This window comes from Bacillus sp. BP-3 (assembly GCF_028401955.1).
GTDB lineage: Bacteria > Bacillota > Bacilli > Bacillales > Bacillaceae_G > Bacillus_A.
Map to the genome: position 1 here is coordinate 36,146 of NZ_JAQOTJ010000008.1, position 14,074 is coordinate 50,219.

15 protein-coding genes are annotated in these 14,074 nt (G+C 34.5%); 14 read left to right on the plus strand and 1 reads right to left on the minus strand.

What is annotated here, in order from left to right; translation table 11 throughout:
- Nucleotides 1-2 precede the first annotated feature (2 nt).
- The 13 genes from PLX19_RS14110 to plsY all read left to right on the plus strand — a co-directional run bounded on the left by PLX19_RS14110 (nt 3) and on the right by plsY (nt 12,120).
- Entirely contained in the window at nt 3-1,553 is a 1,551-nt protein-coding gene (locus PLX19_RS14110) for a solute symporter family protein (protein ID WP_272189285.1), read from the plus strand.
- 185 nt (nt 1,554-1,738) lie between these two features.
- A complete protein-coding gene (locus PLX19_RS14115; protein WP_272189286.1) occupies nt 1,739-2,215 on the plus strand; it encodes a hypothetical protein in 477 nt (158 codons plus the stop codon).
- Between the two features lie 332 nt (nt 2,216-2,547).
- Nucleotides 2,548-3,381, plus strand: a complete 834-nt coding sequence (locus tag PLX19_RS14120) for a MerR family transcriptional regulator (protein ID WP_272189287.1) — start codon at nt 2,548-2,550, stop codon at nt 3,379-3,381.
- Between the two features lie 102 nt (nt 3,382-3,483).
- Entirely contained in the window at nt 3,484-4,836 is a 1,353-nt protein-coding gene (locus tag PLX19_RS14125; protein WP_272189288.1) for an MATE family efflux transporter, read from the plus strand.
- Nucleotides 4,837-4,998: 162 nt separating this feature from the next.
- Entirely contained in the window at nt 4,999-5,580 is a 582-nt protein-coding gene (locus PLX19_RS14130) for a YdcF family protein (protein ID WP_272189289.1), read from the plus strand.
- A gap of 103 nt (nt 5,581-5,683) precedes the next feature.
- Nucleotides 5,684-6,001 carry a DUF4870 domain-containing protein gene (locus PLX19_RS14135; protein ID WP_272189290.1) on the plus strand — a complete coding sequence of 106 codons (318 nt, stop codon included), beginning with the start codon at nt 5,684-5,686 and terminating at the stop codon, nt 5,999-6,001.
- 130 nt (nt 6,002-6,131) lie between these two features.
- Nucleotides 6,132-6,866, plus strand: coding sequence for an oxygen-insensitive NADPH nitroreductase (gene nfsA, locus PLX19_RS14140; RefSeq protein ID WP_272189291.1), 735 nt, complete (start codon nt 6,132-6,134; stop codon nt 6,864-6,866).
- 166 nt (nt 6,867-7,032) lie between these two features.
- A complete protein-coding gene (locus PLX19_RS14145) occupies nt 7,033-8,004 on the plus strand; it encodes an ArsR/SmtB family transcription factor (protein ID WP_272189292.1) in 972 nt (323 codons plus the stop codon).
- The gene (locus PLX19_RS14150; RefSeq protein WP_272189293.1) at nt 7,995-8,804 is read left to right on the plus strand and encodes an ABC transporter permease; all 810 of its coding nucleotides are present in this window, start codon (nt 7,995-7,997) and stop codon (nt 8,802-8,804) included. Before PLX19_RS14145 ends, PLX19_RS14150 begins: the two co-directional genes overlap by 10 nt.
- Before the next feature lie 11 nt (nt 8,805-8,815).
- The gene (locus PLX19_RS14155) at nt 8,816-9,799 is read left to right on the plus strand and encodes an ABC transporter ATP-binding protein (protein ID WP_272189294.1); all 984 of its coding nucleotides are present in this window, start codon (nt 8,816-8,818) and stop codon (nt 9,797-9,799) included.
- Nucleotides 9,796-10,599, plus strand: coding sequence for an ABC transporter permease (locus tag PLX19_RS14160; RefSeq protein WP_272189295.1), 804 nt, complete (start codon nt 9,796-9,798; stop codon nt 10,597-10,599). Before PLX19_RS14155 ends, PLX19_RS14160 begins: the two co-directional genes overlap by 4 nt.
- Nucleotides 10,600-10,614: 15 nt before the next feature.
- Entirely contained in the window at nt 10,615-11,055 is a 441-nt protein-coding gene (locus PLX19_RS14165) for an NUDIX hydrolase (protein WP_272189296.1), read from the plus strand.
- Between the two features lie 432 nt (nt 11,056-11,487).
- Complete coding sequence (plsY, locus tag PLX19_RS14170; protein WP_272189297.1) at nt 11,488-12,120, plus strand: glycerol-3-phosphate 1-O-acyltransferase PlsY; 633 nt, start codon at nt 11,488-11,490, stop codon at nt 12,118-12,120.
- 430 nt (nt 12,121-12,550) lie between these two features.
- Here plsY and PLX19_RS14175 read toward each other — a convergent pair whose 3' ends face one another.
- The gene (locus tag PLX19_RS14175; RefSeq protein ID WP_272189298.1) at nt 12,551-13,153 is read right to left on the minus strand and encodes an HD domain-containing protein; all 603 of its coding nucleotides are present in this window, start codon (nt 13,151-13,153) and stop codon (nt 12,551-12,553) included.
- Nucleotides 13,154-13,589: 436 nt separating this feature from the next.
- Here PLX19_RS14175 and PLX19_RS14180 point away from each other — a divergent pair, with 436 nt between their 5' ends.
- Nucleotides 13,590-13,958 (plus strand): response regulator, encoded by a 369-nt coding sequence (locus tag PLX19_RS14180; protein ID WP_272189299.1) that lies wholly within the window; start codon nt 13,590-13,592, stop codon nt 13,956-13,958.
- The last annotated feature ends 116 nt before the right edge of the window (nt 13,959-14,074 follow it).

Here is a 14,074-nt window from a genome sequence, read left to right on the forward strand (position 1 = left end):
CATTGAATACAACAGCTTTTACTTTATTTCTAGTCATTGTTCTTGGAACGCTTGTCATTACGTACTATGCATCGAAAAAAACAAAAAATGCAAGTGATTTTTATACAGCAGGCGGTGGGTTAACAGGATGGCAAAACGGTTTGGCAATTGCGGGTGATTACATGTCCGCTGCTTCTTTTCTTGGAATTGCCGGAGCAATAGCATTAACAGGGTTCGATGGATTTTTTTATAGCATTGGTTTTCTTGTTGCCTATTTAGTTGTACTGTATCTTGTTGCAGAGCCGCTTCGAAACCTTGGGAAGTTTACGTTAGCAGATATGATTGCAGCACGTTTTGATGCAAAAAAAGTACGGGGAGTAGCAGCGCTTAATACGATGACAATTTCAATTTTTTATATGATTGCACAGTTAGTTGGAGCCGGAGCCCTTATTAAATTATTATTAGGAATCGAATACCGGACGGCTGTACTCATTGTTGGGGTATTGATGACTGTATATGTTATTTTTGGAGGAATGACAGCAACGAGCTGGGTGCAAATTGTTAAAGCAGTATTATTAATGGCTGGTACCTTTGTTATTTCTGTTATTGTGTTTGCGAAGTTTAACTTTAGTATTACAGAAATGTTTGCACAAATGAAGACAGCGACACCATTGAAAGAAGCATTTTTAAATCCTGGTGTAAAGTATAAAGTTGGATTAGATACAATTTCGTTAAATTTAGGGCTTGTTCTTGGTACAGCGGGATTGCCACATATTCTCGTTCGTTTCTTTACAGTGCGTGATGCGAAAACAGCCCGTCAATCTGTTGTATATGCCACGTGGTTAATCGGAGCTTTTTATATTATGACAATTTTCTTAGGATTTGGTGCAGCAGCATTTGTTGGGAATGAGGCTATTGTGAAAGCGAATGCAGCTGGTAATATGGCAGCGCCAATGTTAGCAGAAGCGTTAGGTGGAAATCTTTTATTTGCTTTCGTTTCGGCAGTAGCATTTGCAACAATCTTAGCTGTAGTAGCAGGACTTGTTTTAACAGCGGCATCGGCGTTTGCTCATGATTTCTATAATGAAATATTACGCCGCGGAAAAGCAACGGAAAAAGAACAAGTAAAAATGGCGCGCTACGCTTCAGTGGGAGTTGCAGTGTTTTCTATTATTTTAGCGCTATTTGCACAAACGTTAAATGTAGCGTTCCTTGTATCGCTTGCATTTGCTGTTGCGGCAAGTGCGAACTTACCAGTTATTTTATTTACGATATATTGGAAACGCTTTAATACGACGGGGGCAATTTGTGGTATGATTGTTGGCTTAACTTCTGCGATTGTGCTCGTTGCGATGAGTCCGAATGTATGGGATCCAGTGGCTGGAAAAGCAATTTTTGTTGGGGATCCATTATTTCCATATACAACACCAGGAATCGTTTCTATTCCACTAGGATTTTTAGCAGCATATCTAGGAACGATTTTCTCAAGTAAGAAAGAAGATGCAGCGAAGTTTGATGAAATACTTGTAAAGTCGAATACAGGGCATGGAATTAGTGATATTTCAGCACATTAAGAAACAGAAGTGCTTTCCGTCTAAAGGAAGGCGCTTCAGTTTTTATTTGTTTTCTTAATTAAATGTATCAATTTTAATTTGGATTTTTTTGTGAATCGCTATTTTCGTAAGAATTTTTGCTCTCTTGACCATATTAATAAAAGGTTGAGTTTCAACTCGTACATTGGAGTTAAAGGATGGTTTACATGAAAGATGAATTAAGTATAAATATTTATTTAGATGAAACTGATACTCCGTTTTCAAAATATTATAGCTCAGATGATGTTTATCTAAGTTCTGACCTTGTAGATTTTCTTTTTTCAAAGCTGCACAGTGGCAAAAGAAAAGAAGTGAAAATATTTTTTTTAGGTCAGAATGAATTTGACGAAAAGTCATTGAAGACTGCCACATGTAACTCTTTTTCTAACCTCTTGAACGAAGAAGAATATACATATGCTAGAAATGTTAAGAAGGCCATTGTTTTGTTTGTGATTGGTATTATTGTTGGGATAATATACTTAAATCTTACAAGTAGTCATGCTTATCTTGCGGGAATATTAAGCATTGTGTGCTGGGTTTTTATTTGGTCAGGTACAGAGATTTACTTTTTTGACAATCAGCAAATCAAACAAAAAATTAGAAAGTACAAAAATATTGTAAATGCGAACGTGTACAAAAAATAGAATTTTGAGGATTGTTTAGACATAGAAGTTGTAATGAAAAAGTATTTATAAATACTTAAGACCTTGAGTTGATCCGAGGTCTTATTTTTATTGCATAAAAACAACACCCTATACGGAAAGAATCTTGTTTATATTTGTTTTAAACCTTGCAGGCGGTAGGAGAGGATCCTGACCGCTTCTATGCGCTTGCTCCCCTAAAAAGAAAGAGGATTTTAGATCATTTTTTCAATTTGTATATAAACAATGTTGGAAATTTAGTTATTTATAATATAATTCATACACTTGTATAATAAAGTAAACAATGGACAAATAAAAAGAACGGAGTAGTAAATATGCTATTAAATCAACGTTTTACAATTGGAGAAATGGCAAAAATGCATAATATTCCTGAGTCGACATTGCGGTACTATGATGAAAAGGGAATCTTTCATCCAGCAGTTGTTGATTCACAAACAAATTATCGCTACTATACAATTGATCAATTTTCAATGTTGGATACGATTAAGTTTTTACGTCAGTTAAATATACCACTAAAAGAAATTAAACGATATATAGATGAAAGAACACCAGCCTTTGCGCTGGATTTATTAGAGAAACAAGAAGAGATGTTACTGAAAAAGAAAAGGGAAATTGAATATAAGTTAGCAAAAATAAAGCATAAAATTCATTTAATGACAGAAGCTGTTCAAACAGATGGTCATACGGTCTTTTTTACAAAATTACCAAAGCGGAAAATTACAGCTCTTCCTATTACTTCAAATGTAACAGAAGATATGTTTGAATATTATATTCATTCACTTCAAAAAAATATAAAACAAGTGGAAGAAAGCATATTTTCGGGCGATATAGGTGTTACCGTAGCAAAAGATGCATTGTTACACCATGAATTTCAAGCATACAATAGTGTATTTATTCTCCTTGATTACATGCCATTTCAAGCTGCTGCTTTTAATGTAATTGAAGAAGGGACGTATGCGTGTGCGTATCATCATGGACCGTACGAAGAAACTGGTAAGACTTATAAGAGGCTCCTACTAGCTATTGAGAAGGATGGATATGAAATATGCGGTGATGCAATTGAACTAGCTTTAATTGATTGGTCTGTAACGAGTAACCAAGAGGAGCAAGTGACAGAAATTCAAATCCCTGTGGTGAGAAAAAAATAAAAACACCATTCATAACAAAATATATTTTTTACTTCTCTCTTGACCTTAAAGTTACTTGAAGGTTTACAATGTGAACAGAGAGTCGTAAAGGAGAATTTTGTAATGGAAACAACTGAGCATTTAAGAGAAAAACCGGTTAAAAGTTTATTTATTTCTTATTTGATTCCGGCTGTACTTGGAATGGTACTGATGTCGGTGAATATTATGATTGATGCAGTTATGGTGAGCCGTGGTGTGGGAGCGAATGGATTGGCAGGCGTAAACGTTGCTGTTCCCGCATTTTCTATCTTTTTCTCCATCTCGTTATGGATTGGGATGGGCGGAGCTACATTGTATTCTATCGCTTTAGGAGAAAATAAAATAGAGCGAGCGCGTTCTATTTTCACACAATCTATGACGGTAGCTGTTGCGATTGTTGCTATGTTAATGATTGTTTGTTTATGGAAAATAGAAGACATAGCATACTTGTTTGGTGCAAATGATGTGATTTTACCGTATTCATTAGATTATTTACATGTATTATTCACCTTTGGAGTTATTTATGTATTAGAAAATATTTTGAGTACATTTATACGAAATGATGGAAATCCAAATTTAGCTATGACAGGTCTTATTGTCACAGCATTGTTAAACATTGTATTTAATTATATTTTTATCTTTATTCTAGGCTGGGGGGTAACAGGATCAGCATCTGCAACTATTTTATCTGCAGCAATTGGTTTTCTTGTGCTACTAAGTCATTTCTTTAGAAAAAACAGTATTTTAAAATGGACGAAACTCCATCTAGAATGGGAAACTGTAAAGCAAATTATGATTATTGGTTTTCCGAGTTTCACAACAGAGGCTACAGTAGCGATTGTAACGATTGGATTTAATGTCACTTTTATTCAATATGCTGGTGAACAAGGCGTTGCATCATATGCTATAGTAAACAGTATTCATGCTATGACGTTACTTTTATTCTTTGGTGTTGGGGCAGCACTGCAACCTATTGCGAGCTTCCACTATGGTGCAAACTTAACGGAAAGATTGAAACAAGGGCTGCAACTTGCGGTAAAAACAGCGGTTGTACTTGGTATTATCGCAACACTTATTGGTTTATTTTTTGGGAAAAATCTTATCGGTTTATTTAACGTTCAATCTAAAGAATTATTAAATATGACGGTAATTGGAATTAGTTTATTCTTCACGCAATACGTATTTTTAGGTTATAACATCGTATATGGAGAATATTTTCAATCTGTAAGACAAACAAAAAAATCTGTTTTTATTATTTTAAGTCGCGGGTTGTTACTTATTATCCCTCTTCTGTGGATGATGCCAAAATTATTTGGGGTACATGGAATATGGCTTGTAATGCCTGTTGCGGAACTATTAACAGCGTGTGCTGTATTTATGATGAATCATTTCTCACATCCAGTTTCTATGCGGGTGTTGGAAGAAAAACATATATAATGATGAAGTCCCCTTAATATGTTAAGGGGATTTTTTTCTATACGAATTAATACAAATATTACCTTTTAATGATAAACTATTGCGAATTGGAAAATAAAACTATACAAGTAATTGGAAGAATATTATGATGGGAAAAATGGGGAAACAGGAGAGTTCATAGGAATGCTAAAAAGAAAGAGATTCAAAAAGTATTGCTTTATTTTCATTATAATTGCAGCAGTTTATATGAGTATTTTACAATATGTTATTTATAAGCATGGTCACATGGAAGCACCGAATGATGCAGATTATATGATTGTACTTGGTGCTCGTGTGAAAGGGACAGAGCCTTCTTATGCTTTGCAATATCGTATTGATAAAGCAGCAGAATATTTAATAACACATCCACAAACAACTGCTATTGTATCTGGTGGTAAAGGAAAAGGAGAGGACATTTCCGAAGCTTTGGTCATGAAACGCGGATTGGTAGAACAGGGAATACAAGAAGAACGAATTATAATGGAAGATCGTTCTTCGAATACAGATGAGAACATAAAATTTTCAAAACTTCTTATTCCAGCAAATAAGAAAAAAGGAATCATTGTAACGAATGATTTTCATATGTACCGCGCGAAAAAAATTGCCGAAAAACAAGGATTGCAGCTAGAGGGATTGTCTGCAAGAACACCAAAGCCTATCATCATTCAATCTAATTTTAGAGAGTATGTAGCAATTACGAAGTATTGGCTTATGAACCAAATATAATGTGAAATCTTACAAAAGTGTAATTCAGATGAAAGGTAAAGCGATAGTTTCTAAAGTTTTAAAGTGCAATAATGAGAGTAACAAAACTTTAGAGGTGAATCGTATGAAAGGCAATCATATTTTATCTGCATTATGTTACTTTAGTATTTTCTTTGCACCATTGTTACTTCCAATTATCGTCTACTTTATAGCAGAGGATGACGTAAAATACCATGCGAAAAAAGCATTGTGGACACATGTAATTCCATATGTAGTTCTATTTGGAGGTCTTAGTCTTTCTGGTGTGTTTGGTCTAAGTATGGGAGAATCAACAGTGGTAGGAATCGCTATTATTGCAACGTATGCAATCTTTGCAGTGGTAGGAATTTATTATTTCGTTTGGAATATTGTTAAAGGTGTAAAGATATTGAAAGCAGCATAATGTTTAGGAAAGGACCAATCAATTGCGATTGGTTCTTTTTCATGTATCATTTTGTTTTAAGCATATCGTTTGTCTGTGTACAAAAAATATGGTAATTATTGAGTATTCGGACTATAGGGGGTAGGAAATGATGAATGAAATGATACATACAATGGAACAACACGTATCAGTACGAAAGTATAAGAAAGAGCCAATTCCAAAGAATATAATCGAAAGAATGATTGGAGCAGCACAACATGCGGCATCATCACATTTTGTGCAAGCCTATTCAGTTGTATATGTAACAGATGAAGCATTGAAAGAGCAATTAGCAGAGCTTTCTGGAAATCGCCACGTGAAAAATTGTGGAGCATTCTTTGTTTGTTGTGCAGATTTAAAGCGGTTAGAAGTTGCATGTGAGAAGCATGGAACAGAAATTAAATCTCATACTACAGAAAATTTCATTGTGGCAACGGTAGATGTTTCCCTCTTTGCTCAAAATTTAGCGCTTGCAGCGGAATCTCTCGGATATGGTATTTGTTACATTGGAGGAATCCGTAATAATCCAGAACAAGTAAGTGAATTACTACATTTGCCAGATAACGTGTACCCAGTTTTTGGAATGACAGTTGGTGTACCAGATGAAAAGCATGGCGTGAAACCTCGACTACCAGTGGGAGCTATCCTACATGAAAACACATATGATGAGAACAAATATAACGAATTATTAGATGAATATGATCATACGACCAATGAATATTATAAGGAAAGATTAACAAATCAAAAGGATGTGACATGGACAGGATCAATGAGCAAGTTTATGTCACAGGAGAAGCGATTGCATATGAAAGAGTATTTGGTTAAAAAGGGATTTGATAAAAAATAATGTAGAAAAAGCAAATCTGTTTAGACAGGTTTGCTTTTTTGTTTGGAAAATAAAAATATTTCCAATTTTCGATTGACGATTGATTCCTATACTGCTAATATACTGAATAATTTTGCAAAATTATAAAACTGATTCGATAAATACCGAATCAAAGGAAGGAGACCATATGGTACACATTACATCTTGGTTTGAACGACATGTCAAAGTTGTTTATTCACCATTTCGCGAAATGTTATTAAGTCTGCACGTTTTATCTAATCCAGCACATCATGTGAAGCGACTACCGTGGGCAGAAAATTTATTGAGTATGATGAATGAAAATGAAAAGGAATTACTGCATGAAATTAATAGGAAAAGTGATGATTGGCTTCGATTTATCGACTGGTGTTCAGAGTTTCCAGTTGAAGTGTATGTAGAAGAAGGGATTGAAAGATTACGAGCTACAGATGAAAAAGCATTTCAAAGTTTTTTTCCGGATTTAGAGAAAGAAATGATTTGTAATTTTTTATACGAATACCATCAATGTTATTTCGCAAGGGAGCTTTTTCGAATTGAACCTTGGCTCCAGCAATCCGTACATGATTTGAAAGAAATGATAAAACAAAATCCATTATTGCTTTCTAAGAAGTTACATCCGAGGTTTTTAATTGAAGGGAAGCAAATCACATTTTTTAAGGCACGTACATGGCAGTATCGTTTTGAAGATTTATCTGCGCTCACATTTTATCCATCAACTTTTATCGCACCGCACTTGCTAATGGATAACTTCATTTCTACTCATATAAAAGTGTATTATGAAATCGAAATTGCTTCATCCTATCCAGATGAAGTACCAAAGGATTTATTGCGAATTTTACAAGCGATATCAGATGAAACACGTTTAAAAATGTTGCGAGATTTATCATTTCAATCGTTTTGTACGCAGCAATTAACAGAGAGGTATAACCTTACGAAATCAACTGTTTCGAACCATTTAAAAATACTTGAAGCAACTGAATTAGTACAAAGAGAAAGAAAAGGCTATTACGTATTTTATCAAACAAATCGTGAAAAGTTGGAACAAATTCGAGTGGATTTAGATCAATTTATGGATTTTCCAGCCTTTCATAAAACAGAGGAGGAAAAACCGTGTGGCTAACGTTTTGGGCTACATTTCGCCGTGATTTTTATACGATGCAGAGAGCATATCCATGGGCATTTTTTCTTGGGCATATTTTAAGTGGTATTTATATTGTATTGTTTTCTTATTTAACATACCACTTTATGTTCCAAGGAAAATTAAATGATAGCTTTATGAAACTAGGAAAAACAGATGATTATCTTTCCTACGTTATACTAGGTGCTGTTTTTTATTCGTTTGCCGTTTCTTTATTAATGATTGTGAGTCGAACGTTAATTACAGAATTACGTGAGGGAACGTTAGATGTACTGTTGTTAACTCCATCATCGCGGCAAGGATATTTTTTAGGAGCAGCTGTGCAAGGAATGCTTCGAGTTGGACTTGAATTTATTGCGATTTTTATGTTTGGCTTGTTGTTTGGATTGCAATTTCGTGAAATGAATATCGCTGCCGTATCACTGTTATTACTTATTTTCTTTTTTTCAATTTTTGCGCAAGCATTGGTGCTTGGAGCTTTCATGCTTTATTTTCGAGATACATATTTAACGCAAAACACGTTGTTTATTTTTATGAGTCTTGTTAGCGGAGTATTTTTTCCGGTAGGCTATCTTCCGGCGTTTTTACAGACTATAAGTTTGTTCATGCCATTATCACATGGCCTATCAGCATTTCGATTATGTATGATCGAGGGCGGGAATGTAACTGCTATACAATCTGATCTTATGTGGTTATTGGGATTAGGGGTTGTTTACTTTGTAATTGGTGTGATGGCCATAAAACGAATGGAAAAGTATGTTATTGAAAAATATTTTGCATAGGAGAGATTTGGATGATACGGGCGAAACAGCTTGTGAAACGCTATGAATTAAAAGAAAAAATAGGTTTTTTTCGCAAAAAAAGAAAAATAATTGAGGCAGTGAGCGGGTTAGATTTAACGATTGAGAAAGGAGAAATTGTCGGTTTGTTAGGTGTGAATGGTGCTGGAAAAACAACAACCATTAAAATGTTAGCTACGCTTCTTGAACCGACTTCAGGTGTTATTGAAATTGATGGAACAGATAGTACAAAGCAGGATATTCTTGTGAAGAAAAAAATTAATATGATTGCTGGTGGGGAGCGTATGCTATATTGGCGCTTAACAGGGGCAGAAAATTTACAGTATTTTGGAAGTCTGTATGGCTTAAAAGGAGCAGAATTAGAAGAGCGCATTCATTTTCTTTTGAAGCAAGTGGAGCTAGAAGAAGTTGCTAATACACCTGTTGAACGCTATTCAAAGGGAATGAAACAGCGCTTACAAATTGCAAGAGGCCTCATTAATGATCCAGATTATTTATTTCTTGATGAGCCGACATTAGGATTAGATGCACCAGTAGCGAAAAAACTAAGAGAAATGGTTTATAAATTAGCGAAAGAACAGAATAAAGGAATCTTATTAACAAGTCACTATCTTGAAGAAGTAGAAGAGCTTTGCGATCGTCTTTATATTATTGAAAAAGGAAGTCTTCTTTATGAAGGAACGCCTCAAGAAATTATACAATCTATCGTACGTGAGCATCATTTAGAAATTGTGATTTCTGTATTATCAAATGAATTAACGGAACAATTGGAGCGTTCTTTCGGAAAAAGAGAAATAAAGTTTGTAAAGGAACATATGGGAGATGGACTGCGCTATGAACTCACAGCACCTTTCGATATGACTACGGTAGTTTTATCGTTATTAGCAAAACATCAAATTAGCATACTACAATTAGAAACACATAAAGCGAGATTAGAAGATGCAATCTTGCAAATTGCAAATGGGGTGAGCGCGTGAATATATTTTTTGCAGAGTGGAAGAAGAGTCATCGTAATCATTTTCATAGCAAAATGGTCTATTTCTCTTTATTCATTTGGCCTGTATTATTATTTGCGACTGCTTATTTTTCGGTGAAACCATTTGATACATCAAATAGTAGTCCACTGGCAAAATGGATGGATCCAAAGCAAATTAGCTTTTTTCTCATTACAGGTTATATCGGCTATGTTTTCTTTTGGAGTCTTGTTCAATCAGCATGGCAAATGTCATGGGAACGTCAAAATGGGACACTAGAGCTCATTTTTTTAACACCTGTATCACGCGTATGGATGATGTATTGCCGGGCGGGAGCAAATTTAATAGAAGGTGTATGGATGTTTACCGTTTTCTCTATACTCATTGTCTTATTTTTTGATGATGTGAAGGTACCACCAGTTGAAAATATTGCACTTGCTTTTATTGTGTTATGTATTTCAGCAGTTGTATGGGGAGGGATATTGAACACTATCTTTTTATTTTCAAGGGATGCGAGCATTCTCTTTACAATTTTAGAAGAACCAATGCAGTTTTTTGCTGGTGTCCGTATTCCTGTTGTGGTGTTACCTCTATGGGGAAAAATAATGGCAGCATTGTTTCCATTAACATATGTGCTGCAAATATTTCGCGCGCTATTGATGGAGGGAGAGAGTGTTATAGATTTATTCCCAAACTTATGCTTGTTATTTAGTATGTTAGCCTTGTTGGTGGTCATATCATATTTGCTCGTTCGGAAGGCAGAAAAGCATGCAAAACGAACAGGGAATATGGTTTTGTTTTAAGAGGAGGGAGAAAAAATGGAGATTTTTCAAGGTGCAGCAGCATTATGTAAAAACGAAGATGGAAATTTATTAATGGTACTACAAGGACGACCAGATGTAAAAGAAGAGGAATTAAAATGGTCTGTTCCATCTGGTGGGAAATTTGAAAATGAAACATTTGAACAGTGCTGTATTCGTGAAGTAAAAGAAGAAACGGGATATGATGTACAAATCATTCAAAAGGTACATGAAAAAATTGGTGACAGCAATGGGTATAACGTTCATATTGTGTACTATGAAGTAGAAGTGATTGGCGGAAAAGCAGAAATATGTGATCCGGACGGTTTAATTCATGAAATTAGTTGGAAAAGTTTGAGTGAAATAGAAGGAATCCATTTATCTTTTCCAGAGGATAAAGGGTTGTTTCATCAATTTGTTTTAGGGTACCGTCAACAAAACGAGAATTTCGTACGCTAAGGAATTTTTAAGGAAAAAAACTTGGTTTCACCGTACGTTAAGAAGGTTCCATAAACGATATTTTGCATTTGATAGGGGACTTTGTTTTTAGTACTGAGCTTTGGTACTGATTTTTGACCGTATTTCAGTTAGTTTTATTAGAATCCAGTGAAGTTCCTTAAACGTTCGTTTTCGGTTCTTTCTTCATAGAGATAAATTGGATATTTATGTTAATAAAGAAGTGAGATTGTAAAGAATTGTACTTAAACTAAAGGTCAGTTTTGTGGAAAAGGATATTGTTCGATGCAATAGAATAAATATGGTAGATGCCCTTTTAACATGAATAAAAAAGGTAAAAGTTTATTGGAAATCTTTCTGGAGGAAGACAATGCTAAAACTCTGTATTGATAGAGAAATAAAAGAAAATTAGAATAAATTGAAGGGAGAAGAGTGATGATTGATATTTTAAAGATTTTTGCGGCCTTAGCTTTGGGCTACCTTTTAGGCAGCCTGAATACAGCGGTGATTGTAGGGAAAATATACGGCAAGGACATAAGAAGCCATGGAAGCAAAAACGCCGGGCTTACGAATACTCTGAGGATACTTGGGAAATCTGCTGCGGTGTTTGTTCTTGCGGGAGATATATTAAAAGGGATAATTTCCTGTTTTATAGGATTGTTCCTTAGCGTTTACTTTTATTCGGGAGAGGCTAAAGATTGCGTAAGCCTTTTAGCGGCAGGCGCAGGAGCGGTTATAGGGCATAACTGGCCGGTATATTTTGGGTTTAAAGGGGGCAAGGGAGCACTTACAGCAGTGGCTGTGCTGTTTATGGTTGACTGGGTTATGGCTCTTTTATGTCTTGGCTTTTTTGTGATAATAGTAGCTTTAACCCGTTATGTTTCTTTAGGTACAATATGTGCTACAATGCTTATTGCGGCTATTTCATTTATTCCTGTTTTTGAGAATACCTTATATTTTTATATATTTGCGTGCCTAATGGCGTTTATAGTTATTTTCAGGCATATGGAAAATATACAAAGGCTGCTTTCAGGAACAGAAAATAAACTTATTTTTTCACGGTGTTGAGCATGTCGTCAAAATAGAATAAATTTGGAGTTAGTTAACCGTTTAAAACAGAAGGTCATATGAAAACAAACAAAGCCCATGTGCTCTCTGACAAAGAACTTCGCAACCTTTAGATGGTTCTTCTGGAAATGCTTTTGAAAATTGATTGGGTTTGCAAAAAAACGGCATAAGCTGTAGGGGGCGTTAGTTTAATATGACATTATTTGGAGATGGTGGAACTGTTAAACAATAAGGCTATATAGAAAACCTGATTCTTTTGCCTAGTATAGAGAAATCAGGGTTTTAATTTCGCGAAAATATCTTAGCGTACAAAATTTGGCGGGACCCCATAATGAAAGAAGAGAATAGTAATATAGAAGAAATCGCATGAAAAATGTTCATGCGATTTCTTCTATAAAATATATGTGTGGTATCTTTAAAGTATAAACTGTTACTGCTTACAAGCCTCAACATCGATCCCAGCAGCAATTAATTTTTGTTCTCCATCTTTTTCAATAATCTTTTGCAACTTTGATAAGAAGGAATCAAAATCTGTATGCTGGGAAACTTGGAATGTCATTTTATGTTCAATAGGAAGCCACGTATCGATGTCTGCTTCATTGTGCTGAATTTTTACTTCTAGCTTATCTAAAGCATTTGCAACTTTTGCTTCATAAGTTTCTTTTTCTTCAAACTCCATCCATAGTCCATATAATTCTTCCCCAAGCGGGCCTGATAGTGTATGTTTAATATTTAGGATTGCTTCTAGTTCTTTTTCTTGTTTTTTTCGTCGTAATTCTTCACTATTCATCGTATCGAATGCAGGGATATCACCAGCTTCAGCTTCGACTAGATCGTGGATAATTACCATTTTAAGTAATTTTTCTATGTCTACCTTTTTATCTAAATAAGGATGAACGAGGATAGCCATGAGTGACATACGCCATGTATGCTCTGCTACACTCTCTTGACGACCGTTAGAAAGCCAGCTGTGCCGCATTTCATATTTTAGCTTTTCTGCTAGTGCAATCACTTTTAAGATATTATATTCCATATAAATTCCCCTCCATATATTTTAATCTTAATACGAAAGTAGAATGTGTCAAATTTATAATTATATTGGGATAAATAGATAAAAGGAATACAATTAGGCAGAATAAGTATTTGTACGTTTAGAAAATTTGATTCAATTGCTAGAAGCGGTCTATGACATTCTATCATCGTGTTTAGCTGCAATTAGTTGTTAGAAATGATTCTTTAGACAATTTGAAAAAATTATCTTATTAAAATATAAAAAAGATATTTTTGTAATTATTTGGAAATAAATGTAATTTTATTGCATTTTTTTGTTCGATTTTTAAAAAAAATAATAAAAAATGCATGTATTCTTAAAAAAATATTTAAATTTTATTGCTATCTTATTGTATAATAAAAAATGTTAACATTAAATATTAAGATATTCTTATACATAGAAGGAGAGAATTAGAACGATGGCACATAAGATTTTAGTTGTAGATGATGCAATGTTTATGAGAACAATGATTAAGAATTTATTAAAAAGCAGCGCGGATTTTGAAGTGATTGGCGAAGCTGAAAATGGAATTGAAGCAATTCAAAAGTTTAAAGAGTTGCAACCAGACATTGTAACACTCGATATTACAATGCCAGAAATGGATGGATTGGAAGCATTACAGGAAATTATAAAAATTGATGCGAGTGCAAAAGTTGTCATCTGTTCCGCAATGGGACAGCAAGGTATGGTGTTAGACGCGATTAAAAATGGAGCAAAAGATTTTATTGTAAAACCTTTCCAAGCAGATCGTGTAATAGAAGCATTAACAAAAGTAGCAACAAATTAACATAAATAATAACTGGAGGCACCAACTAGAACATAAGGGATTGTATATGTAATAAAAAAGGGTGTCTCCTTTTTGTATCCTTTCTATTAGTTTATGAAACATCAAATTAACATACT

What these genes read in the sequence shown, in the direction of transcription:
- PLX19_RS14115 (WP_272189286.1), top strand. Translation starts at nt 1,739, where the DNA reads ATGAAAGATGAATTAAGTATAAATATTTATTTAGATGAAACTGATACT.
- PLX19_RS14120 (WP_272189287.1), top strand. Translation starts at nt 2,548, where the DNA reads ATGCTATTAAATCAACGTTTTACAATTGGAGAAATGGCAAAAATGCAT.
- PLX19_RS14125 (WP_272189288.1), top strand. Translation starts at nt 3,484, where the DNA reads ATGGAAACAACTGAGCATTTAAGAGAAAAACCGGTTAAAAGTTTATTT.
- PLX19_RS14130 (WP_272189289.1), top strand. Translation starts at nt 4,999, where the DNA reads ATGCTAAAAAGAAAGAGATTCAAAAAGTATTGCTTTATTTTCATTATA.
- PLX19_RS14135 (WP_272189290.1), top strand. Translation starts at nt 5,684, where the DNA reads ATGAAAGGCAATCATATTTTATCTGCATTATGTTACTTTAGTATTTTC.
- nfsA (WP_272189291.1), top strand. Translation starts at nt 6,132, where the DNA reads ATGAATGAAATGATACATACAATGGAACAACACGTATCAGTACGAAAG.
- PLX19_RS14145 (WP_272189292.1), top strand. Translation starts at nt 7,033, where the DNA reads ATGGTACACATTACATCTTGGTTTGAACGACATGTCAAAGTTGTTTAT.
- PLX19_RS14155 (WP_272189294.1), top strand. Translation starts at nt 8,816, where the DNA reads ATGATACGGGCGAAACAGCTTGTGAAACGCTATGAATTAAAAGAAAAA.
- PLX19_RS14165 (WP_272189296.1), top strand. Translation starts at nt 10,615, where the DNA reads ATGGAGATTTTTCAAGGTGCAGCAGCATTATGTAAAAACGAAGATGGA.
- plsY (WP_272189297.1), top strand. Translation starts at nt 11,488, where the DNA reads ATGATTGATATTTTAAAGATTTTTGCGGCCTTAGCTTTGGGCTACCTT.
- PLX19_RS14175 (WP_272189298.1), bottom strand. Translation starts at nt 13,153, where the DNA reads ATGGAATATAATATCTTAAAAGTGATTGCACTAGCAGAAAAGCTAAAA.
- PLX19_RS14180 (WP_272189299.1), top strand. Translation starts at nt 13,590, where the DNA reads ATGGCACATAAGATTTTAGTTGTAGATGATGCAATGTTTATGAGAACA.